Origin of the sequence: Psychrobacillus sp. L4 (genome assembly GCF_042944905.1) — a bacterium.
Lineage (GTDB): Bacteria > Bacillota > Bacilli > Bacillales_A > Planococcaceae > Psychrobacillus.
Genome location: NZ_CP168496.1, coordinates 355,668 through 379,268, shown reverse-complemented (window position 1 = coordinate 379,268; position 23,601 = coordinate 355,668). Strand labels below are relative to the sequence as shown.

The 23,601-nt window shown below is 34.5% G+C and carries 19 protein-coding genes and 1 other RNA gene; 6 read left to right on the top strand and 14 right to left on the bottom strand.

The features are described 5' to 3' along the window. The first annotated feature begins 186 nt into the window (after positions 1-186). The 3 genes from ACEPXG_RS01890 (at position 187) to ACEPXG_RS01880 (ending at position 1,802) form a co-directional block, all read left to right on the top strand. The gene (locus ACEPXG_RS01890; protein ID WP_391206873.1) at positions 187-564 is read left to right on the top strand and encodes an SLAP domain-containing protein; all 378 of its coding nucleotides are present in this window, start codon (positions 187-189) and stop codon (positions 562-564) included. Between the two features lie 89 nt (positions 565-653). Then, entirely contained in the window at positions 654-830 is a 177-nt protein-coding gene (locus tag ACEPXG_RS01885) for a hypothetical protein (RefSeq protein ID WP_192797438.1), read from the top strand. A gap of 144 nt (positions 831-974) precedes the next feature. Continuing rightward, complete coding sequence (locus tag ACEPXG_RS01880; RefSeq protein ID WP_391206871.1) at positions 975-1,802, top strand: S1C family serine protease; 828 nt, start codon at positions 975-977, stop codon at positions 1,800-1,802. A 269-nt stretch (positions 1,803-2,071) separates the two neighbouring features. On the opposite strand, the gene ACEPXG_RS01875 is transcribed toward ACEPXG_RS01880, so the two are convergent. The 6 genes from ACEPXG_RS01875 to hutG form a co-directional block, all read right to left on the bottom strand. After that, positions 2,072-2,482 carry a VOC family protein gene (locus tag ACEPXG_RS01875; RefSeq protein WP_391206869.1) on the bottom strand — a complete coding sequence of 137 codons (411 nt, stop codon included), beginning with the start codon at positions 2,480-2,482 and terminating at the stop codon, positions 2,072-2,074. Positions 2,483-2,632: 150 nt separating this feature from the next. Next, on the bottom strand, positions 2,633-3,070 hold the full coding sequence (locus ACEPXG_RS01870) for a YybH family protein (RefSeq protein ID WP_391206867.1): 438 nt from the start codon (positions 3,068-3,070) through the stop codon (positions 2,633-2,635). A gap of 207 nt (positions 3,071-3,277) precedes the next feature. Continuing rightward, positions 3,278-4,039 carry a hypothetical protein gene (locus ACEPXG_RS01865; protein ID WP_391206865.1) on the bottom strand — a complete coding sequence of 254 codons (762 nt, stop codon included), beginning with the start codon at positions 4,037-4,039 and terminating at the stop codon, positions 3,278-3,280. Positions 4,040-4,051: 12 nt separating this feature from the next. Then, positions 4,052-7,867, bottom strand: a complete 3,816-nt coding sequence (locus ACEPXG_RS01860) for an AAA domain-containing protein (protein ID WP_391206863.1) — start codon at positions 7,865-7,867, stop codon at positions 4,052-4,054. A gap of 243 nt (positions 7,868-8,110) precedes the next feature. After that, positions 8,111-9,301 (bottom strand): sodium/glutamate symporter, encoded by a 1,191-nt coding sequence (gltS, locus tag ACEPXG_RS01855; RefSeq protein WP_391206861.1) that lies wholly within the window; start codon positions 9,299-9,301, stop codon positions 8,111-8,113. Further along, on the bottom strand, positions 9,298-10,269 hold the full coding sequence (hutG, locus tag ACEPXG_RS01850) for a formimidoylglutamase (protein ID WP_391206859.1): 972 nt from the start codon (positions 10,267-10,269) through the stop codon (positions 9,298-9,300). The genes gltS and hutG overlap by 4 nt, the downstream gene beginning before the upstream one ends. A 119-nt stretch (positions 10,270-10,388) precedes the next feature. Here hutG and ACEPXG_RS01845 point away from each other — a divergent pair, with 119 nt between their 5' ends. Continuing rightward, the gene (locus ACEPXG_RS01845; RefSeq protein ID WP_391206856.1) at positions 10,389-11,270 is read left to right on the top strand and encodes a LysR family transcriptional regulator; all 882 of its coding nucleotides are present in this window, start codon (positions 10,389-10,391) and stop codon (positions 11,268-11,270) included. A gap of 207 nt (positions 11,271-11,477) precedes the next feature. On the opposite strand, the gene ssrS is transcribed toward ACEPXG_RS01845, so the two are convergent. Further along, positions 11,478-11,672: non-coding RNA, 6S RNA (gene ssrS / locus ACEPXG_RS01840), on the bottom strand. 60 nt (positions 11,673-11,732) lie between these two features. Continuing rightward, a complete protein-coding gene (locus tag ACEPXG_RS01835; protein ID WP_391206854.1) occupies positions 11,733-12,251 on the bottom strand; it encodes a YhcN/YlaJ family sporulation lipoprotein in 519 nt (172 codons plus the stop codon). A 235-nt stretch (positions 12,252-12,486) separates the two neighbouring features. Here ACEPXG_RS01835 and ACEPXG_RS01830 point away from each other — a divergent pair, with 235 nt between their 5' ends. Further along, positions 12,487-13,419, top strand: coding sequence for a C40 family peptidase (locus ACEPXG_RS01830; RefSeq protein WP_391206853.1), 933 nt, complete (start codon positions 12,487-12,489; stop codon positions 13,417-13,419). Positions 13,420-13,479: 60 nt separating this feature from the next. Here ACEPXG_RS01830 and ACEPXG_RS01825 read toward each other — a convergent pair whose 3' ends face one another. From ACEPXG_RS01825 to ACEPXG_RS01815, 3 genes are all read right to left on the bottom strand, one after another. After that, positions 13,480-14,868, bottom strand: a complete 1,389-nt coding sequence (locus ACEPXG_RS01825) for a UDP-N-acetylmuramoyl-tripeptide--D-alanyl-D-alanine ligase (RefSeq protein ID WP_391206851.1) — start codon at positions 14,866-14,868, stop codon at positions 13,480-13,482. A gap of 80 nt (positions 14,869-14,948) precedes the next feature. Beyond that, on the bottom strand, positions 14,949-16,250 hold the full coding sequence (locus ACEPXG_RS01820; protein WP_391206848.1) for a YheC/YheD family protein: 1,302 nt from the start codon (positions 16,248-16,250) through the stop codon (positions 14,949-14,951). Positions 16,251-16,409: 159 nt separating this feature from the next. Beyond that, complete coding sequence (locus ACEPXG_RS01815) at positions 16,410-17,789, bottom strand: Mur ligase family protein (RefSeq protein WP_391206845.1); 1,380 nt, start codon at positions 17,787-17,789, stop codon at positions 16,410-16,412. A gap of 160 nt (positions 17,790-17,949) precedes the next feature. On the opposite strand from ACEPXG_RS01815, the gene ACEPXG_RS01810 reads away from it, so the two are divergent. After that, positions 17,950-19,170 carry an ATP-grasp domain-containing protein gene (locus tag ACEPXG_RS01810; protein WP_391206842.1) on the top strand — a complete coding sequence of 407 codons (1,221 nt, stop codon included), beginning with the start codon at positions 17,950-17,952 and terminating at the stop codon, positions 19,168-19,170. Positions 19,171-19,280: 110 nt separating this feature from the next. Here ACEPXG_RS01810 and ACEPXG_RS01805 read toward each other — a convergent pair whose 3' ends face one another. From ACEPXG_RS01805 to ACEPXG_RS01795, 3 genes are all read right to left on the bottom strand, one after another. After that, a complete protein-coding gene (locus ACEPXG_RS01805; RefSeq protein WP_391206839.1) occupies positions 19,281-21,449 on the bottom strand; it encodes a YheC/YheD family protein in 2,169 nt (722 codons plus the stop codon). A gap of 144 nt (positions 21,450-21,593) precedes the next feature. Then, on the bottom strand, positions 21,594-22,037 hold the full coding sequence (locus tag ACEPXG_RS01800) for a CotY/CotZ family spore coat protein (protein WP_391206836.1): 444 nt from the start codon (positions 22,035-22,037) through the stop codon (positions 21,594-21,596). 88 nt (positions 22,038-22,125) lie between these two features. Next, a complete protein-coding gene (locus ACEPXG_RS01795; RefSeq protein ID WP_391206834.1) occupies positions 22,126-23,349 on the bottom strand; it encodes an ATP-grasp domain-containing protein in 1,224 nt (407 codons plus the stop codon). Positions 23,350-23,601 lie beyond the last annotated feature (252 nt).

Here is a 23,601-nt window from a genome sequence, read left to right as displayed (position 1 = left end):
ATGCTTAGAAATGGTAGGACAACACATGTATCGTCAAATTGAAGCATACTTAGCACTAGTTTTATCACGTAAAAAATACTCAAGTTCAATTTTTTACTAACATCTATTTCATCTATTATAAGTGCACGAAACATGAACAGGCTTGTACGTATGATAAAATATTTCTTATTAGAGGAGGTTTTGAAATTGCAAAAACTTGCGTTTGAAAAGTCATGGGATAAAGCCTTATCTGATAAAGATCGGAAAGAAATTGAGAGGATATTTCTCGAAACAAGTAGGTTGAATCTTCCTAATGTCCATCTATCACCTATACGGCAAGCTTTTAACCATAAAGGAGAATTATTAATTACTGTGCTTGTCCATAACTTTACTCAAAAGGCATTTAATTTTCATAAAACAAGATTAGTATACATAGAAAACGATGAAACTATTGCTGAAAATATTTTTACACTTCAAGCGCTTATAATCCAACCTAATACTAGTATGCCATGGACTTTTATTTTTACTAGAGATAGTTTGAAGAAGAATGTATCTCTTGAAAATGGTCATTTAGAGATGATGTAATTTATTTAATTTAAAATTTGCATACATGTTTAATTATTTTTGAACCATGTTAAAAAGGCATCAAAATAGTTTAAATGGGAGGTTTTATTTTGACAAGAGATAATCATCAAGGTGCTAGCAACAATAAAGGATCCATGGCTAAAAATCCAAGTAGCAAGAAAGAAGAAATTTCTCTGGAATTAGCTGAGTTAGGAAATTTGAAACCAAAGCAAGGAAAGATGACTCAAAATCAACGAGAAAAAAGCGAAGAAGAAAAGTCCTACTAAATTAAACCTTATCAGGCTGGGGCACAATTCCTGTTTCCCAGCCTGCACCATACATATGTATTACTTTATATAGGAAACCCTGTACCCTTCCGTTTGTGTATAATACATGTAAAGATATGTGTTATACAGTTAGGATGTGTGCGAATGGATCCAAATGAAAAACAGCATAAGGACGAATGGAAAACTGAAAATATTGAGGAAGAAATAGATGAAGAATTTTTAGAATTTGTATTGGCAGCTCAACAAGAGGCCCTTCTAAAAGAGGCTCAAGAAAAAACAAGGCGCAAGTCTAAACGACCTTTTCCTAAATGGATATTCTATCTAATGGCTACCATATTGTTCGTTAATACATTTGCGGCTATCTTTTCTGTATATTCCATTCCAGCCATTGAATTTTTAAAAACTTCTGCGAAATTATCATCTCAAGAAGATATTACTAGTTATAAAAAGGCGATTGTCGTTGTTTTAACAGATGGCAGCAAAGGAACTGGCTTTTCCATCTCAAGTGAAGGAAAAATCTTAACAAATTATCATGTCGTGGAAGGGCATAAGACAGTAACGGTTGGATTTCCGGATGATCGTCGTTTCAAAGCTAAGGTGGTAAACACATTTCCTTCAGTTGATCTTGCTGTTTTAGATATAAACGAGGAAGATTTGCCCTATTTGGAACTAGCAAAACAAACGACCTTTGAAGAGAACGATCCCGTTTATTTTATCGGTAATCCACTAAGTTTTACGGGTATTGCAAATGAAGGGAAAATTATTGATTATATCCAGTTAAGTGATTGGGATGAACCTGTCGTTATGATGAAGGCACCCGTTTATCGTGGAAATAGTGGAAGTCCGGTTTTAAATCAGGACGGGCAAGTGATTGGTGTCGTTTTTGCTACGTTGGATCATGATACGTACGGGAGAGTAGGTTTATTTATTCCGATTGATGAGTATTACAAACAGCAAAATGGTACTAATTAAAGCCTATGTAAATGACCGCAAGTAACTCTCTTAGCGGTCTTTTTTTAATCAAAACTTAAAATAGACATCCAATTAGACATTTCTTCAAGCATTTTATACAAATCTTATTTGATTAGTGCCCCTTTAGTACAATTAGTTCAATAAAAAAGAGCGTTAATTGAATCGCTGAAGATACCTACATATGGATACGGTTCTCCATAAGGAAAAAAGGATCGCCGCAGCAACCCTTCTGGAATTCAAACACCCGTCAACTTAATAATCCTATCTCATTACTTCGGCATTTTGCTCATATCCATATACAACACATTCCAACGATGACCATCCAAATCAGTAAAACCGCAGCCGTACATCCATCCTTGTGTCTCTGATGGCTTTCCAAATAATGTACCACCAGCCTCTACTGCATTCTTTGCCATCATATCTACTTCTTCTCTACTATCGGCATCAAGGGATAACAATACTTCCGTAGCTTGATTTGTATCAACAATTTCCTGTCTGGTAAAGCTTTTGAAAGTAGATTCTGAAAAAAGCATGACAGCTACATTATTATCCCCAACCATTAATTGCGCTTGTTCGCTATTGCCATGCTGCTCATTAACCGCAAATCCAACTTTTCTAAAAAAATCTTTTGTTTTATTAATGTCTTTTACCGGCAAGTTAATCCAAAATTGTTTTAGCATCGTTATTTCTCCTCTTTTAGTTGATTTTTGTAAGGCCTTTTCAAATATTTTCGATTAGGATTTTTATTACAGTTATTTATTACTATAAGATTTGGGGTTCACTTCTTCTTGGATCAACGCTCTTATTTGTTGAACAAGTTGAGATCGTTCTTACTTTAAGTTAAAAATCCCCTTCCCAGTCGCTATATTTATTGGTAATGATGAATGTTCGTGTATAATGGACCAAGATTCATTTACTCTTCTTAAACAGAATGTGAATCTATTTGTCGTCTGACGAAGTATTTCTCCTGATTCATTTTGAGCAGCAAACTTAATAGCACAGCGAACAAAAGCCATGTTCGCACTTTCCTCTACTACTAAATCATTAAAATCTATTTTAAGTAAAACGCCTTCCTCACTTAATCCATTAAACCATTCTTTCACCATTTCTCGCCATTTGGAAATACCGATGCTTTCCCAATTTTCCCAGCAATCATAAATATGTATATCAGAAGCGTATGAAGATAAAAATCTTTCCACATCTTTCTCGTAAATGGCTGATTTATAATTTTCCAAAACCTCTTGAACTCCACTAAATCTAGTCGTCATTAATTCATCCCCTTTATTGGAACCAAAAGTTAATAAGTATTATTAGTTTATATATTCTGTACGCACAACATTTTTTCCTTCTTTATAGGAATTGGTCTCGGATTTGGCTAAATTGGTCTCGGCGAGATGGAATTTGGTCTTGTTTCGGCATGATTTGGTCTCGGTTATCTGTAAATTGGTCTCACTCTGCCAATTAGTGTAAGTTAATTACTGCCTACCTAAATAATTTTCCCGCCATTCTAGACGTTCTTTTTCATTTAATTGGTTTTCTAACTTTTCGTCCCAACGACCTAGTAAAGTATTCCAAACACGAGCGTAGATGATGTCTTCTTCTTTGTTATAAATGATAAACTCTAAGCAAGGGACATCTTCTATAAACAAATCGGTTGTGGAGATAACTTCTGATATAACAGTTAGAACGTCTCCTTGGTCCTTTTCCAAACCGTTCGCTTGAAGAGCATGAATGATTGGTTCGTTTTCTAATGATAGTTCTTCATCCAAATAGTCTTCTTTTACGTAGCGATAAATGTCTAGCGGTTCCTCAAGTGCCTCCTTTAACTCGCCTTTTAAAAATGCCTCATGGATAGGACTGTAGAGCACATTCTGAGACTCTGCTTCTTGCTCTTCTTCAAATACACCGTTTTCTAGTTGTTGAAATCCTCTATCGGTTAATTTATATATACTCTCACTTTTCTCAATTAGGCGAGTTTTCAACATAATTTCTATTAAATCTTGAATAAAGAGCTGCTCCACAAGTAGCAGCTCACTTATTTGCTCCGCATTTGCAATTTTAGCTTTTTGAAAAGTAATAAGCATCATTTTCATAAGGACATCCATTTTTGTACGCTTCACTGCAATGAATTCAACCTCGACCGAATGGATAGGTATACTCCACCTAGCGGAATGCATAATTTTCGCCTTTATATTCTGTTGCAATTCTTTTTTTAATCGCTTCTCTAAATCATGCATATTCTTATACTCCTAAGTCGACTTCATAAATTTTAGATCTCGGAAACCGTCTTTATTTTTTACAATATTGAGCAATCGAGCATACATCTTTCTTGAATCTTTTTGTTTCGTCCGCTCCGTAAACATGTCCGCACTTCCTAAAAGAACGAGCAATTCCCTTGCTCGGGATAACGCTACATTTAAACGTCGGTAGTCATTAGCAAACCCAATATCTCCATTTTTATCCTTATTATTCCGAACCATACTTAACAGAATGACATCCATTTCCATCCCTTGGAACTTATCAACCGTTCCAGTTCGGAAAGTTAGATGTTGCAAGTTCAGTTCTTGTTGAATCAATCGATCAATTCTTTTCACTTGTTCACCGTAAAAACTAATTACTCCTATGCTTTTTCTTTCATCTTGCTTCATTCGTCCTTCATTTTTAGCAATTTCAGTCGCTTTATCTAAATCAATTAATACTTCTCGAATCGTATTTAATTCCGCTTGGTTAAAACGACTTTTTCCGTCTTTCACTTTCTCTTCAAAATAAGAAGGTTCGTTCGGCATATTGATCCATAGAAGATGATCGTTTCTTTTTACATATTTGGATTCAAGTAAATGGTCACGAACAGAATCGGAATCCACTAAACCACATTGCAGGCGATAGTTTTCTTCCTCGTAAAATGGCGTAATCGTCTCCATAATACTCTCATGCATTCGATATTGGATGGCGAGCATCGTTTTATTGCTTTTCGGTAAGTTTTTAAATAGTCGTTCAAATAAAGACTCTTTTAGTAGTTTCTTCAATTCATCCTTTTCCTCGAAACTATCGCTCTCTTCTAAAATTGCTTTAAGTGATTCCTCGAGCGTATCTTCTCCAACTAAAGGAGGAAGTTGGTGATGATCCCCTACTAAAATAATCTTCTTCCCTTTTAACATTGGCAAGAGTAATTCAGGTGGAGTGGCTTTCGATACCTCATCGATTATGACGACATCGAAAGTAGGGTAATTGTCCATAAACTCTTTTCTAGCGGATGCTACACAAGTTGTCCCAATTACATTTGCGTGTCTAACATAAAGTTTTCGAATTTCGTCTAAATCATGGTCATTTGCCTCTTTTAGTAAGGAGAACCATTCGTTTTGGATAGAATGTGTAATTGGTAGCTGCTCTAGTTCCCGTGTAAAGGACACTATCTTTCCTGACATAAGCGTTAATTCAGTTAATGTTTTGTCATGCTCTTCTTCAGGATTCTCCTTCATTATTTCTTCTAAAGCTTTAAGTTGTCTTTCTTGCTCTAGACCTTCTGAATTCACTTTTTTACTTTCCTGCTCTTTTTCTTGAAGTTCTTCTATACACATTTCCAATTTTTTTGCAGTGATTTCCGCATCATTTTTATTACTTTCTAGACGGCTTACATATTGGCTAATTGTCACTTCCGTTTTTTTCAAGTCGTTAAATGCATGTTCTTTTTGCTGTAATTCCAATTGTAAGTGATGTAGTTGTGGAATATTCTCTACATTTCCTAATTGTCTCCGAATATCAACGCTTCTTTCTATTAACAAATCCAACTGTTCTTTTTGGGTAAATCCAGTGTTTTTCAGTTCGTTTTTGTTTTGTTCCATTTGATAAATTGTTTTCTTTATTTGCTCCGTCACTTCAACTTTTATCGTTTGAAATTTCTCCGTAGAATCCGACTTTGCTTTTGCTAAAATTGCTCCTTGCTTCCAAACAAATTTCTTCCTTACATTTAACCCTTCCAAATATACTTCTAATTTTTCTATCGTTATTTCTCCCGAAGTTAATAATCGTTTCATACTGTCGATGAACTGATGAATTTCTTTCACAGAATAAGACGAATCAAAAATAACCCCTTGGCTAGTCACATTATTTTTCACATTTTCTAAAGGTATATGATTCTTTTTCAACAAACCTTCTATATACCCAATAGCGGATAAAAGTCGTTTATTTAGTTCTTCCCAATCCTCAAAAGACTGAATCGTTTGTATTAAACGGTCCAACTCTGCTATTTGTTGCTCCAACATGGAAAACGGCACTATTTCATGTTGAATCATATAGGTTTTCAAGGAATCTAATTTGCGAACGGAAGGAATTTTAATTAAAAACTGTTCTAAGGCTTCCATTTTTAATTGCACAGCTTGATATTCTTGTCTTGTTGCATTTAATATCTCTTCTGCAATTCTAATCTCTTCTATCGTTTGCTGATAAGATAGCTGAACTTTAGTCATTTCGATTTCTAAAGCTAATTGACTCATTTTTTCAATTAGTTCTAGGCTCGTCAGATTAGACTGGATGAAATTTTCCATCGTAGTCATTTCCTTCGATAGTTCTGCGAAAGATTTTTCTAAAGTCATTGTTGTATTTTCAATCTCTTCTCGTTCTTTTTTTAAAAGAACTAAACTTTTTTTCAGCTTCTTTATCTCTTCCATTCTAGAAGCATGTTCAAGCTTGGCTGCATCTTTCCGTTTTATTTCTTCTTGTAAGGAAATTAATTGATTTTGTAGAGTTTCTATTTGTTCTTTACTATTAGAGATTGCGTCTTCTAGCTGTCCTTCTTTTATGGAATGAGATTCTATTTCATGTTGTAATACGCTTAACGTTTGTTCTTTCCAATATTGTCCTACGTTTTCTTCTATAAATTTCTTTCCCTCTTCTTCGATACTCTCTGTTCGACCAAACCGTAATATACGTATGTCTTTATTCGAAAGTAATCTACTAAGTGCATTATCTACAGCCAAGTTAGACTGGGAAGCAACTAAAGTACGTAGCCCGGCTTTTGCATTTTGTTGACAAATTTCAGATATCACGGTAGTTTTCCCTGTTCCGGGAGGGCCTTGAATAACATATAAATCTTTGGCAGACATAGCCCCTATAACCGCTTCTTGTTGGAACTCATTTAACTGATTATGGAATACCAATTCCTCACGCGTATTTGTTATACGTATAGTTGGTCGATTTTCAAATAATATTTTTTCAAGATTAGCATTTGCTGCGAGGCCATTTTGAAGGTCTTCAAATCCTTTTCGAAGTCTTCTAATTTGGCTAAGCGTCGCAAAGTTGCTGAACACAGCTTCCCTCGTTTTGGGGTTTAACTGGTTTCTTCTTGCCATATCTCTGAGCTTTGGTTTAAGCTCGATTTCTACCGTTTTTTTATTACGATCAACCTTTAAAACGTCACCAATGTCATTTTGAAACCCCTTCAAAGTTACACTGAGGTTCTTTATTTTATTCCACTCGTTTCCGTTTAAGTTACATCCCACGAGTGTCATTCTATTAAAGTCTTCATTTAAAATTATTCTTGAGTAAGCAGTTGTAATATCTGCAATATCTGCATTTCGCTCTTGAATTTTTAAATACCCTTCCCAACTTGAAATCCGTTTCTTCACGTACTCGGATCGTTCCTCCGCAATAGGTAATTCACGAATTTTTGCATGTAATTGGATAGGGAAACCTGCACCATTATTCCGAGCAGTTATGAATGTCAAATTTACGGGTAGACGTCTATTTGTCCGAACTCGAACTTTGGATCCTCTTGTATAAAAGCCCGTTGCAAGCAAACCATCGTTTTGTAAAACGCATTCCATCACCGCAACTTTACCATTTAATTTTTCTGCTAGTATCTCATTCGTTTCATTATCAAAATAAAGCGAAAGGGATATATTCCCAAGAGAATTAACTGGACGCTTTTCAATATGTATTTGAAAACAATCTTGTATTTTAAAAAAGGCATGCTCATCATTGGACCATTCTAGAATACCTTTGCGAGCCTTATTCGTAATGATAAGATTGCAACGCATCGATTCTATACTGGATAATTCTTTTCTCATAGACATGCCTCCCTTTCATTTATATATTGTTCAACTTATCTATGTTAGCACTTTTCATGCAAATCTTGAATGTTGAAGTTTTCCACCTAACGTTTAATATGGTTAACATACAGGTTAGAACAGAATATCCCAAAAACCTAATTCCATTTTTACTGGAGGAACGGAAAGTTGCAAATAATAAAAGTAAATGTTGGTATAAAATAAATAAAAAGCGAAGAGTTAAAAACTCTTCGCTTTTGTTATTTATTGAAACAAATTAATCGTAGTGATAATGATCGGCATTGCAAACACATCAATAAGGAATGCACCTACAATCGGAACTACTAGGTATGCTTTTTTAGATGGACCAAATCGATCGGTAACAGCAGCCATGTTTGCCATTGCATTCGGCGTTGCTCCTAGACCATGTCCTGTAAATCCAGCAACCATTACGGCCGCATCGTAATCTTTACCTAATAGGCGGAATAACACGAAGATGCCAAAAAGTATAATGAACACTACTTGTACGAAGACAATTGCAAGTAGTGGTAATGCTAAATCCGCAACTTCCCAAAGTTTAATGCTCATTAAAGCCATTGATAGAAAAATACCTAACGTAATATCCCCAACTAAGCCAATACTTTGCATATCTACTATTTTAGGATTTATTTTATCTGCAATATTACGAACAATGACCGCTACAAACATAGCTCCAACATACCCTGGGAGAACAAATCCTGTTGCCGAAGAAAACAGACTACCCAAATAGGTTCCAAGTGCCATACAGAAAGTTATTAGTAATAATTGTGAAAAGAATGTATTTGTTTGAATTGGTTTTTCATTTTCTAATGGATGAATATTAACATCTTCTTCTACTTCTGTCGGTTTCAAATCATATTTGGAAATGAGAAACTTCACAACAGGTCCACCTATAAGTCCTCCTGCAACTAGACCGAACGTTGCAGCCGCTACCCCGATGGAAAGAGCTGAATTTATTCCAAGGTCTTCAACAGTTTGACCAAATGCAGTTGCTGCTCCATGTCCACCTTCCATTGAAACGGCTCCAGCCATCATTCCGATTAGTGGATGCAAATCGAATAAATAAGCCATCGATACGCCAATTGTATTTTGAGCTAGAGCTAAAAAGCCACAAGCTAACCAATAAATTACGAGTAGTTTCCCACCTAATTTAACTAGTTTAAAACTAGCACCTAAACCAATTGTCGTGAAAAACGTAAGCATAAATATTCCTTGCAAAGATGTATCCAGTGTTATTTGTAACCACCCAAGCGATTTTGCGATTGTAGCGAACACGGCAAATAATAATCCACCTACAACTGGAGCAGGAATACAAAATTTATTTAAAAAACCAATTTTTTTCACTAGGTATGTCCCTAGCACTAATAATGCGATAGACAGAAAAATTGTAGTTACTTGATCAAGAGCTAGTGTCATTTAATATTCCTCCCTAAAAATGATGTAATTGCTTCGTTTATTAAATATGCACCAAGCTTTACAGTGCGGTTATTTTCATCCAATAGAGGATTTACTTCTGAAATATCAAATGATAGCGTTTTTTCATTGGCAGTAACATTGCGGATAATAGACCGTACAATGCTTGGATCCAACCCAAATGGCGATGAAGCGCTTACACCTGGCGCAAAAGCAGCATTAAGTACATCTGTGCATAAAGTAATCATTATATAATCGTGTTGGCTAATAAAATCATTACTTCTTGCGTTCACATGATCCATTTCACTTATTTTCATACTTTCTTCCAGAATATAAGTTGCTCCCAATTCATCTGCTCGATCAAATAATTCTTGTGTATTTCCATAACGTTGAATACCTGCTACAAAATAGCTACAATTTTCATCCTGGTCGAGTATTTGTTTAAACATTGTGCCAGAAGAAGTTTGTTCATCGTATGAACGTAAGTCAAAGTGGGCATCTATATTAATAATCCCTAGTTTCGCTTGCTTGCCAATATAGTTTCGAACACCAAGATAATGTCCGTAAGCGGTTTCATGTCCTCCACCAAGAATGATCGGTGTCATTTTTTTACTCAAAATTTTAGTAACAACTTCACCAAGTTGTTCCTGTGCTGTTTCTAAATTTTCATCTCTACATGCAATCGTTCCAATATCCGCAAGATGCTTTTCTAGAGGCAATTTCCATGGTAATTTAGCTAATTCTGAACGTAGTGCATTTGGAGCTTTCGCTGCACCTATATTTCCTTTGTTTCGTCGGACTCCTTCTTCACTTTCAAAACCTAAAATGACACATGTTTCCCCATTAGACTTGTAATCTTCTACTTCAGGTAACTGTATTATTTGGTGATATCGAAAACTCGATCTATTTTCAAGATGATCGGTACGCCCCGACCAAATGCCTTCTTTAACTTCGTTAATCAAGCTACTCATCCCTTCTGAACTATTAGAATTTATATTTTCTATATTATATAGGAACATATTTATAATTTCTAATATATAATTGATATAAAATCATAGCTTTACACTATAAATAATAAGAGGTGATATTGGTGGACTTAAAGCAACTTTCATATTTTGTGACGATTGTCGATCAAATGAGTTTTTCCAAAGCAGCACAAATCCTTCATATTTCTCAACCATCACTAAGTAATGCAATAAAAAATTTGGAAAGTGAATTAGGATTTCAACTTCTCGAACGTAATACAAGGAATATAGGAATAACAGAAGCGGGTCAGATATTATATACAAGAGCAGTACATCTATTATTGGAAATGGATATTGTAAAAAAAGAGATGATTGAGGTAAAGCACATTGGGAAGGGAGAGTTACAGATTGGAATGATCGAGTCGGTAAAACACTGGATTCCCAAAGTAATTCTTCAATACATTCAGGAATTTCCCGATGTTCGGATAAAATTAACGGAGGTTTTAAGCGGTGCCGACGTTAAAAATTCATTAAGAAACTATGAAACACACTTAATTATTACAAATCAGTATATCCAAGAAGATGATATTACAACGATTCCTTTGTACCACGAGAAGCTCGTATTATTACTTCATGTTAACCACCCACTCGTGAAACACGAATCAATTACATTGAAGGATTTGACTGAAGAAGCGTTCATTATTAGTAGTGAAGGGTTCCAAACAAGGCAAGATGTGCTAAATGCATTTGATATGGAAGGTATAAAACCAATAATAAAATATGAGATTGAACGATTTGAAACGGCTTTAAGTTTGGTGCGTGAAAATATTGGCGTTACCTTAATACCCGAAAATTATCTACAAGGACCTCAGGATCTATCCATTGTTAAACGTCCTGTTGATTCCGCTGGAGTAAATCGAATTGTATATTTAACTTTTTTAAAAAATCGTTATGTATCCCCAGCAATCCATGCTTTTATTAATAAAACGAATGCATTTTTTAATTAATACATATGAAAAGCGCATGTGCACTTTTTAACCAACTTTTCTCGAGTGCTTTGGACTGCACTTCAACTACACTAATAGCATTACTCATGGCTAATACAAAAACACACCATAAACATTCGATTTACTACAGTTTAATTTTATATACACTCTTATTTTCACACAAAAAGACCGGCTCCCAATGGAAACCGGTCATTTAATATTTATATTTAGTAAGCCGCTTTTGCCGTACTCTAATAAGAAAGTTTTAAACCACCACTCCTCAAAGTGGGTGTTCGCAAAAGTTATCCTGCCTGTCCTCATTGTCCAAAGAGAATGAGGCATGTCATTCCAACTTCTATATAAAACTCCCTGTTACAGCATAAAGGTTAAAACTTAATATCCATACGTACAATGCAGCCTATGTGAATATAATAAACCCTTTTCAATTTTTTATCAACGGAAATTGCTTCCACTTAGTATAGGTTAATGTGCATCAGGAAAAACTCTTTTTATTGTATCGGAAAATTCTTTAAAAAACCCTTCTACCGGCTGGTTTGCTCTAATCTTTTCTCCGTATTCAGTAAATTGTTTTACAAAATCAGGATTAGTTGATACGTATACATTTTTAAAATCAGCATGTGTAGCTCTTGCTTGATCTGCAATCTTAGTCTCAAGTGCCTCACTATCACTAACACCTTTTTTAAGCATAACAGCTATATAGGCATTTTTATCCGTGACGATAACATTTGCACTCTCTACTTCCTTCATTTTTGTAATTTCATCTGCTACATCATCCGCTAGTTCCAACTTATGATCATTATTTCCATTTACATCGGTATTAACCGTTTCGTTCGTAGTGGTAGTTGTGTTAGTTTCAGCAGGTGTTTCAGTTGTAGTTTTATTTACATCTGTTTTGGTTTTATCAGCATTCTTGTTTGTTCCACATCCCACTAGCGAACTAATAAGAAGCAATGTTATAGATATTTGTAGTATTTTACTCAATGAAAATCCTCCTTTATTTAACTCCATGAGGTTAGCATGACCTATTTTGTCATATTTATTCACCGGTCCTCTGTAATATTTGTAATCAAACTGTAAATTACCTTGGTGAACGTAATAGTGACAAGGATTAGAGCATCTTGCAACATTACTTGGAATAACTTCCCTTCCAGTTCTTCTACTTTTACATGCTAAAATCGGTGCAAGTAACAAAATAAAAAAATTCAGGAGGTATACGATGAAAAAACGTTTCGTTGCAACTACACTATCAGTCATTATCGGTTTTGGGACGCTAGGGGTTACTCCTACGACTATTCATCCAATCAAAGCCTCGGCTGCAACAATTAATGTGCAGAATAACCAACAAGCAGTAGAAGCTAAAGCAGATCAATTAATTCAAACTGGGAAGAGTTTAATAGGGAAGGCTACTTACAGTAATACTGTGTACAAGCCAACTTATCCTTACAAATTTTCATGTGCAAGTTTTCTAATGTACATTTTCGAGAAAAATGGAGTAGATCTTGGGACATATAACGAAGATTATATGATGCAACAAGGGTCTTATGTTGCCAGAAATCAATTACAAAAAGGGGATTTATTATTCTTTAGAAGTAAGACTACAGGTACTGATCCGGATCATGTTGCTATGTATATTGGGGACAATAAAGTAATTCATATGGCTGACTCGAAACAAAATATTGTCATTTCAGATTTAAATAGTAAACCATACTATACTGACAATTATGTAACAGCACGTAGAGTGTTACCAACTCTACTTCCCGCAAATCCAGCAACTAAAGGGGAAAACGTTGTCACAAAAGCATATAGTCTAATTGGGAAAGCAAAGATGGGTAGCGTGAATAATGCATCATCATTAAGTTTTACTCCCACTGGTTTTGTCGACTATGTATATAAAGCAAATGGTGTAAACTTAGGAACGACTAATTTGAAAGACCTAATGAATAAAGGTACCACTGTTTCGCGTGCAAACTTAAAGAAAGGTGATCTAATCTTTTTTAATAGTGTCATAGGATCAAAAACACCATCTATGATGGCGATCTATGCAGGTGATTATCGAATCATCCTTCCAAATTCAAGTGGAATCCTATCAAGAGTACTATTTGTTGATTATTATAATCAGCATTACATTACTGCAAAACGTGTTTTGTAAGTTAGTGATTTGAAAAAGAAGCATTCACCGCATATTGCGGGAATGCTTCTTTTTCATGATTTAACTATTTTTTTTTAATTTATTTGCAAAATCAATCATGGATCGACTTGACATGGGTCCCTTAATGAGCAAAATTGCTTGAGTATCTAACTTTGGTTTAAGAACTTCCATCACTCCTTGGACGTCCTTAAACATATGAACATCTGCTTTCGATCCTTCTTCTATCGCCTTTCTAGCTATTTCTTCTGCCTTACTTCCGATTGTAATCAACGTGTGAATATTTCTTTTTGCAACAAGACTACCGATTTCAGCGTGATATTTTTTTTCAAAGTTTCCTAATCTCTTAATATCCCCCAGTACTAGAATGACATTTTTACCTGGTCCTATTGAATCTAGTACCTTTAATGCAGCCTCGACTGAAGTAGGATTATTTGTCCACGTATCGTCGATGATTGTACTTCCGCCAATCCCGTTCGAAAATTCTAAATGTCTCGACATATTTTTAAACGTCGCTAACCGTGAGATAGCTTCACGAATATCCATTCCCATTTCGTTTACAGCAGCGAGTGCAGCAAGTGCGTTATATACTTGATGTTCACCATACCCTGGAATAAAAGCTTTATACTTTTTATTGGAAAAGTGTATCTGAAAATCCATTCCATTTTTAATGAATCTAATATTAGAAGCTCTAAAATCAGACTTTAAACTTTCCCCAAAATAGATAATCTTCCCTTTAAACGAATGCAAAGGAACCTTTTTAGTATTCGTATCATCCGCATTCAAAATTAATGTACCGTCTTTTTTTATCCCATCGACTATTTCTGACTTTGCCTTTATATATCCTTCTAGATTTCCACAACCATCTAAATGATGAACACCAATATTTGTAATGATTCCGATTGTAGGCTGATAAATCATACATTGGTGTTTAATATTACCTGAATTCCCCAATCCAAGTTCAAATATAGCAGCTTTTGTATTTTCATCGATACCCGTCAAATATGGTAACGATTGGCGTGGCTCATTCTTACTACTAATAGATGCCTGGACATTCCAGTCTTTACTTAAAATATGTTTAATCATCTCTTTTGTAGTTGTTTTTCCGCATGTTCCTGTTATTGCAACGACAGGTATTTGAAATAGATTTCGATAATAATCCATGAATTTCCAGTAAGCCTGTACAAGACTCTTAACTTTAATGACCGAAGTATTCGATAGAGCATTTTTCAATTCTGAGAAAGGTTTATCAGTAATCACAAGAGAAGGTCCCTTATTATTTATTTCATTCCAGTTAACAGCATCACTTCTGCTAACAAACATTAGCGAATTTCGCTTTGTAAGATCATGCCGATTATAATAAATAGCTTCTCTTACATCCCAAAGTTCGGAACCACATATTAATTCACCTTGAAGCAAGTTCCGAATGTCTTTTACACGTAAAGGTTTCAATAGTACTCCCCCTTCCCCCTGTATAGTATGAAAAGTAATTTCTTGATGATTGGGTATACCTATTGGAACTGGTATTTAAATCACCTTAACTCTTTTCTGGCATTCATTATATTCATATACATCTTTTCATCCTCCATCAGTTTAAACATAGACAGGTCCGGTGTATAATTTCCTTCAATAATCCATATGTCACCTCGATCTGTAATACCTATGTCAAAGCCGATAATTGTTAGTTTTATATTCTTTTCATAAAGATGTCTTGCTGCCAAAGTACAAATTCTATCCATTTCTTCCTCCAGGCTATCTCTAGTCAGATGGGAGATGGTCGAATCCTGTATTCCTTCATCAAATGACAACAACTTTTGGGTTGCATTCGTAATGAAAAAATTCTTCCCCGCCACTTTAATTATTTTTCCCGTTACATTCCAAGCGGAATAAACCTTTTGAGTAATGACCCTTACATCCATTGGACAACCATCTATTGTCGCCAATTTTACTCTTTGTTGAATAATATAATCCTTCGTATTTTGACAGATGTCTTGGATATATCTATAGGTATCATTAAGGTTCTGCTTCGTCACCTTCCTTATTCCAGAGTGAATTTCATAATGTGAGTGATCAATACGTTTAACTTTTACGATACCTATACCATGTTGGCCGGTACAAGGCTTAATAATAATTTCGTTAAATTTCTTTAAATAGCTAATAAATACTGCATTTGTAAGTAAATTTGTCTGAGGTACAAAGGACGCAATCTCTCTTTCCTCTCTTAGTGTTTGGTATTGATCCCACTTGCTAATTGGTAAATGTAGGATAGTATCATAAATCCATATACCCCTTTTAAAATCAGAAATGATTTCAATCACAATCGTATTACACTCTGGAAAATATTCTCCGAGTTTTTGAGCCGCAAGAATAGATATGCTTTTGTATTTTTTTAGAAAATACTTATCAAAAAAATTTCCAACTGAACTAATATTGTCCGTTATGGATGCAAAGTACCACTTATCTAAAGACGACTTGCGATGAACAGTAACGAAGTATTGTGAAGGGCCTTGAAAAAGAAATGAGGTAAGAAATCGTGGTTGAATTACATAATATTTCTGTTTCATTTCATTCTGTTTTATATATTGATACATATCTTCTTTATTAGTAAAAGTTACTACTTTATTTTGAGAGATGATTTTATATTGACTATTTACCAATAAGATAGTGAGATCACCAGGACCAAATGAAGGTTTAATAGCAACCGTATTATACTTTTCTAATAGCTTGAAAAGTGACTCTTTCGAGAATTGCTCCCTTTCTAGAAGATGATTAGACAAACTTTCTTCTGCATGTAATATTTTATATTGACTAAGCCTCCCTCTGCTGGTCTTCAATTTATCCTCCTCCCTTAATCGTTCCTACTTTATTCTATGCAACAAAACAACTAATCTCTGGTCGTTTAACGAAATTCACAAAAAAACTCTCGGTATTATTTCAGAGATTTTCGTTGCTATTTATGGCACAGTATCTGTACTTTGAAAGGAAAGTTTGCATTATTTCTTCTTCCGCAATTTAGAAGCTAATTCGCTTATAGGCTTGCTGTACATATCCCCTTTTATCAAAATGATTGTATTAGAGTCTACTATTTTATTTAATAAATCATAAACTAGAATTGTATTATTGAATGTATAAACCGGCGAACTAAACCCCATTTTTACTGCGTGTTCAGCCATTATGCTTGCATGCTGACCTACCGTAATAAGCACATCCACCCCAATCTGTCGAATTAATTCTCCTGCTTGTTCATGAATAATGTATCCCCATGAACCCAAATCTGTAATTGTACCTATGATTGCTATCTTTTTTTTCTCTTTCCCAATTTCATTTAATACCTTTAATGCCGCTTCCAATGAAGTGGTTGTAATGCTCCATGTATCATCAAGAATGACAGAGTCGTTTATTCCTTCCATTACTTGAAGTTGCTTATTAAATTTTCGAAATGTCTTCAAGTGAATAGCAGCCTCAGGAATAGTCACTCCCATTTCATACACAGCAGCAAGAGCAGCAAGAGCATTATAGACTTGATGCTCTCCGTATCCCGGGACAAATAGTTGATAATTTTTCCCTTTATGCTTCACGCTAAATTGCATGCCATCTTGAACGTATTGAATATCTTCCGCTTTAAAATGACAAGACCAATGAGTGCCAACTTTTATTACCCTTCCGAGAAAACTTTTCAAATCAATTTTTCTTGTATTGATATCCTCTGTATTAATAATTAGTACACCTGTCGGATCAATAATCTTTACCATTTCACCCTTTGCCTGTATATAGCCTTCTAAAGTTTTGCAATAGTTGAGGTGATGTGCTCCGATGTTTGTAATAATTCCGATTGTAGGTTTAAAATATTCTCCCGCCTTTAATACATCTCCAGGGGAACCAACCGCCGTTTCGAATATAGCTGCTTCTGTGTCTTCTTCTATACTCAGAAGATATTGCAAATAAGCAGTTCGGGAATTGCTAGTTAGATTTGTTGAGGTAATGTTCTTATCAGGGGAAAGAATATGCTTGATTATTTCTTTTGTTGTAGTTTTCCCGGATGTCCCTGTAATGGCAACGACAGGGAGTTGAAACAGGCTACGGTAGTATTTTACAAATTTCCAATACGCTTCTTCTGAATTTGACACTTGAATAATAGTTAAATCCTCTGGTATTTCTTCTGAACTATACTTTCTATCTGTTGCTAGCACTAAAGGAAAATACACCTTTAGACCTTTCCAATTTATAATTCTCTTACTTGTAAAAAGGATCGTATTTTTGTGCTTAATTTGTTTTATACGATACGCTCCATGTAGAATCTCCACTTCATTTGATCCATGGACTAACTCGCCTAAAACAATTGCTCTAATACTTCCTACAGTATGTGGTTTCATTGGATTCTCACTCCTCTCTCACTCATAATATGTTTTTTTACAAAAGTTGATTGGATAAATGAAAATTTATTACGTGATATACAACCATGCCAAAGCGAGTGTCTGTCATACATATAGATAGAGTCTAATAAATTGATGTTTATTGTAGGGAGTGAACTTGTTGAAAGCAATTATTTTTATTAGTACAAATAAATCGGGATCTAGTAGAGAAGCTATCAAAGCTGCTGAGAATCTGGGGTACTTTACTATTCTTTTCACAAATAAAGAAAAACAAATTCAACAACGGGAGGAGTATACAGATGTCCATAAAATGATTTTCGTGGATACGAATAATCTGAATAATATGAGAGAAGAAATTTCCAACTTACAATCTAAAGGTGTCGATATTAAAATAATCGTCAGTTTTATTGATCCATTTGTTCATATTGCATCCATTCTTTGTGATGAATTCTGTCACAATTATACTTCGTCAAAAGCAATTGAAATAATGGAAGATAAAGAAGAAACAAGACTGTTACTTAAAGATAAACCTTATACTCCTAAGTTTATATCGATTAGGCCTAAAGAATCATTTTCTTCCAAAAAAATATGTGATCAGTTGAATTTTCCAATTATCGTTAAGTCTCCAAAATCCACTGGCTCGAAAGACGTACTCTTAGCAATAGAGAAAGAACAGCTAAAAAAACATTTCGAAAGTCTTCGGTATAAGAACCCAGATGAAACAATTATGATGGAAGAATATATTGACGGTCCTCAGTATTTAATTGAGGCACTCGTCTATAATCATAAAGCACATATTGTAGGAACTATTGAACAAGAAATTACAAAAGGTCAGAGGTTTATTATTACAGGCTACGGAGTTCTTGCAAATGTTCCAGAAACAATCAAAACAGGAATTGAAGAAGTTCTTCATTCAATTACCCAAGCATTTAATATTAACAATGGGGCATTACATCTTGAAGTTCGTTTGACTAAGAATGGTTGGAAACTCATAGAGATCAATCCAAGGATTTCAGGAGGTGCAATGAATAAAATGATTCAGACTGCATTTGGGTTTAGTTTAGTGGAACAAACGCTTAAATTATTTTTAGGCGAGAGTCCTTCAATCATACCGAAACATAAAAAGGATGTCTTTACCAAATACGTTATCTCCGCAAAAAAAGGAATTCTAGAAAAAGTTACTGGAAAAGTGAGGGCTAAAAAGTCTCCAGGGGTAATTGAGGTTTATGTAAAGCCTAAAAAAGGAACACTATTAACCCCACCTTTATCTATGGGGCATAGATATGCTTATGTAATTGCAGTAGGAAGTAGTTTAGAAGAAGCCAAAACCTTCGCAAATAATGCGGCAAAGGAGATTACGTTCCATTTAAAAGAGAAATAAAACTAAGAACACCTTGTTGGTGCTCTTTTTTTTTGGATATTTTTTCTTCAAATAATAATACCCGAAAATTAACCCTAAGATACAGTTTATTATTCGGGTATTTTATAGAATTATTCCTTAAATGTTTGATCTAAAAACTGGACGGTATCAAACATATTTGTTTTACTTGCTCCTTTGATTAAAATGGTATCGTCTTTCTTCACAATCTCCTTCAACAACTCATGTAACTTTTCCTTATTAGTGAAATGATAAATATTTTTGGAGGAGAAACCCTTCACCCTTGCCTGATTGGCTATTTCGTCCGTTCGAAATCCGTAAGTGATTAATAGGTCAATCCCTTTTTCATGCACGTATTCGCCTACTTTACGATATTCTTGTTCCCTCAAATCTCCTAACTCTCTCATTTGTCCAATAATAGCTATTTTTCGATGCTTTCCTATATTGGAAAGGACATCAAGCGCTGCCTTTACTCCTTGTGGGTGGGAGTGAACAGTGTCATCGATTACAGTAATGTTGTCGCGACAATTATAAATAGTTAATCTTCTTGGTGGTTTTCTGAAAATCAACCCGGCTTTTATTTCCATTGGTGTAAACCCTAAGTAATCAGCAACAGCAATTGCATTTAAGGCATTATATACATGATGCTCACCTAAAATAGGAATAAACAGCTTAATTTCTTGTCTTTGTAGCTTCATCTTGAAACTCATTCCATTTTCCATATATTGGATGTCATATGCTCTATAGTTTGCTGATGATTTAGTACTGACTGTCATTATTTTTCCTTTGAATTCCTGAGTCTCCAAATACTTAGAGTTTTCATCGTCCTTGTTTATAATGAGAATACCTTTTTGATCCATACCATGTATTAATTCAGATTTTGCATGTGCAACTCCTTTAATATCACTATTAAAGTTTCCTACATGTGCAAGTCCGATATTTGTCACAATGCTAATATTAGGCTTTATGATGCTACAATGCTCTGTTATGACTCCAGGATAAGCCATCCCATACTCTAATACCACCGCTTCATGAGCGTCATTAATTTCTGCTGCATGTTTTTTCGTATGCTCTGTTGTATTCCAGTAATCTTTGGACTCAAAAATGTTCCATTTTTTCGATAATATTGATGCAAGGAAAGCCTTCGATGTTGTTTTACCTGCACTACCCGTTATCGCAATAATTGGCATTTCCCCTTTTTCTTCAATCTTTTTCTTCTTTAGTGCTCTAATTTCATTTTTTATTTTTGTTTGATTTTCTGCTACATATTTCGCATATTGAATAGAGTGGATTACTACATCTAATTCCAAGTAAAAAGCTGGAGGACAACCTGGACGCCAGTTTACTTCATAAACCCAAATTTTTAAATTCTCGTCTAATCCAACATCTATCCCAATTTCATCTATAACTTCTCCATATTTTATCATTTGTATATTATCTAAATGATTCGCTAATGACAAAGAAAAGTGCTCTAGCATCCGTCTAATATTAAATGCTTCTTCTTTAAATTCCTGTGCTAAAAATGGATCTAAATAATTTGTGAAACCACCATTATTAATATTTGGAATGATAGATCCACTTGGAGCAATTCGTGGATAAATAGTAGTAATCACCCACTTCCCTTCCCCATTTTTTTGAACATGAAGCCTAAAATCATATACTTGACCAGATTTAGTGATGGATTGTATATATGGCTGAATGATAAAAGTACCTGTTGATAGCTTATCCTTTAGAAACTCATTTAACTGTTGCTTTGTATAGCATTTACTTTCGGCGTTCTTCCTTACTTCATAACCTCCCTCTATTTTAGAAATGAAGTAGATCCCTTTTCCTTTTCTTCCGTCAATTGGTTTAAACACAACTTTCTGAAATGAAGATAGAAATTTATGAAAAGTATCATTGTTTTTTACGATTTCTGAAGGAATTAAGTAGTTTGAAAATTCTTTAGCCTCCATTAATCTTTCACTTATATTCCATTTATTACCTATAGAATTTGTAGTAAAGGGAATTTCACTTTTCAACTTATCTATTATTTCTTTTGATTTTGCTAATTTCTCAGGACTTCCTGCGTTATAGATAACATCAGGAAAGGGCATAATTCTCTCTTTCCAACTTCCATTTTCATAAACTTGCCCTCTAATGGAGCGGTTCACAAAATTCACAGTTCCAGGTGAAAAGTAGAAAAAATTAACTCCTTCTGCCCTGGCAACTGCTGCATATGCATACGACTTGAGGACAGTCGTGGGATCTCTACGATGATGTAACATTCCTATTATTGTCATATAATAATCTCCTTTTCTATTCGTGCAAATATATATTTATTAAATTCATCCATTACGCTTTGAATATGGACAAACGTTCAGTTTTAGAAAATTTTCAGTAAAAATAAAAAATACCCTAAGAAGTTCTTAGGGGAAGATGTGTCATTACCATTTTGGCTCAATAATAATTTTTCTAGTTAACAATTCAGTATCTAGAGGTTGGATTGCACAGACACATGATAAATCAACGACTTTACATGTAGACGTTTTCTCTAATCTAACTACATCACAAAGAGAATTAGAAAGATTGCCTTCAATATCTAGAGGACGCAGTAATGAAATTGTAGTACAGCATTTCTCTCTATCAATGGACTCAATTCGAAAATAGTTTGTTTCAAAGCTCTCATCTGTATCGATTAAACTTAAAGGGTCTCCTGTTTTTGTTATTAAGAAGAAGGGAATCGTATCAGTGCCTATTATTTTAGCAAGCAGGTGACCATAAAATTTAGTTTGGGAATCCTTTAGTAAATCCTGAAATGATTTCAATTCGTAGAGTGCTTCACATAAACAATGTTCGCTTTTCCTTTCGCTGCTCAATTTATTTTTCAACTCCCTCCTTACCCTTATGTTCATATAATATTAAGGTTTGAGTAGTTCATACGGGTTAAAAGCTTGCCCAACTTACCTAAATTGACATTCAAAGTGGTTCTAAATAAAATTTTATTTCTTTTGCTGCTGCTAATGCTATTGCTTCCGCTTTTTCATCTGATTCAGATGCCGCTATTATGCATGCATACCGATTACCCATAGAATATGGATTGGTTAGGATTTTCCCTTTTAAAGGCTTAATATAAACGTATTTGACCCCATCATGCATTAACGCCAGTTCTTTTCCAGTAACTTTGAGTAGCTTACCTCGGGACTCTATCGTTAAATATCTAGCGTATACATATTGTTTTCTCGTTTCTATTAATGTAGGTTCCTCACCTAGATACATTTTTATTATTTCTTTTATGAGGTTAATACCTGTCCCTTCTTCTATAATTCGGTTCATTGCCCCTCCAGACATTCTAGGGTTGATTTCGATTAGTTTCCATTCTCCTTGAACAAGTTTCATCTCTATATGACACGATCCGGTTGTAAGTCCTGTTTGTTCAACGATGCTTGAAATCGATCGATAGAGGTTTTTATATTCATTCGTATTTACTTTTGCGGGAAACTTATAGCCAATAACAATAAATCTCCCATTGTAAATTACTTTCTGCTCAATTACCCCAACGAGTGTTATTTCGCTGTTGTAAACTATAATTTCAATAAGAAACTGCGGACCGGGTAAATATTCTTCTATTAATAATGAACTTTTTGGATGTTTTTTTTGTAAAAGTATTATAGCATCCTCTAACATTTCTACGGAATTAACCAATAAAACATCCTTCGATCCATTGGAAATAGGGGGTTTTACTATTAAAGGGAAAAATGCTTTACTATTCTTTTCAAACTCTTTCGGGGAATCAGCACAATGAAAAACTTTATAAAAAGGGGTAATTGGGAGGTTTGCGAGCTTTTCTCTAACCTTTATTTTATCTTCCATTAAATTTAATGAGTCTACTGAAATCTGCTCCAAGCCAAATTGTTTAGCTATTCTAGATGCATAAGAAACAAATGGATCTATAAAACTGAGGCATGCACAAATTTGCTTTCCTTCTTTCTCTAGTTTTTTAATCTGTTCAATAACTTGTTTTTCATCCAATAAATTTTTCATAAAAACGATCTGATTAACTTCAGAAAATCCATGATTATTCATCATTAGCTTTCTTTTGTCCGTTAATAATACAACGAAATACCCCATTTCTTTTGCAATCGCAAGAGCTTCTTTACTTGTCCCAAACTCATTACTTCCAATAAATACAATTGTTTTCATTCGAGAATCCATCCATTCATTCAGATTCATTTGTATCTATAGGATATGTATGATCAGACAATTTGCCAATTATTAAATCCTAGCATTAGTATGAAAAACGCAAGCGTCCTTTAAGTGCATCTTGATCTTGTCTTCTCTATCTCTAGAGTGCTTTGGACGAAATATCGACTACACTATTACTGTTGGAATTGTGTAGCTGGAAGTGACAGCGTCACTTCCAGCTACATTTTTTTCAGTAATCTTGTGGCAGAT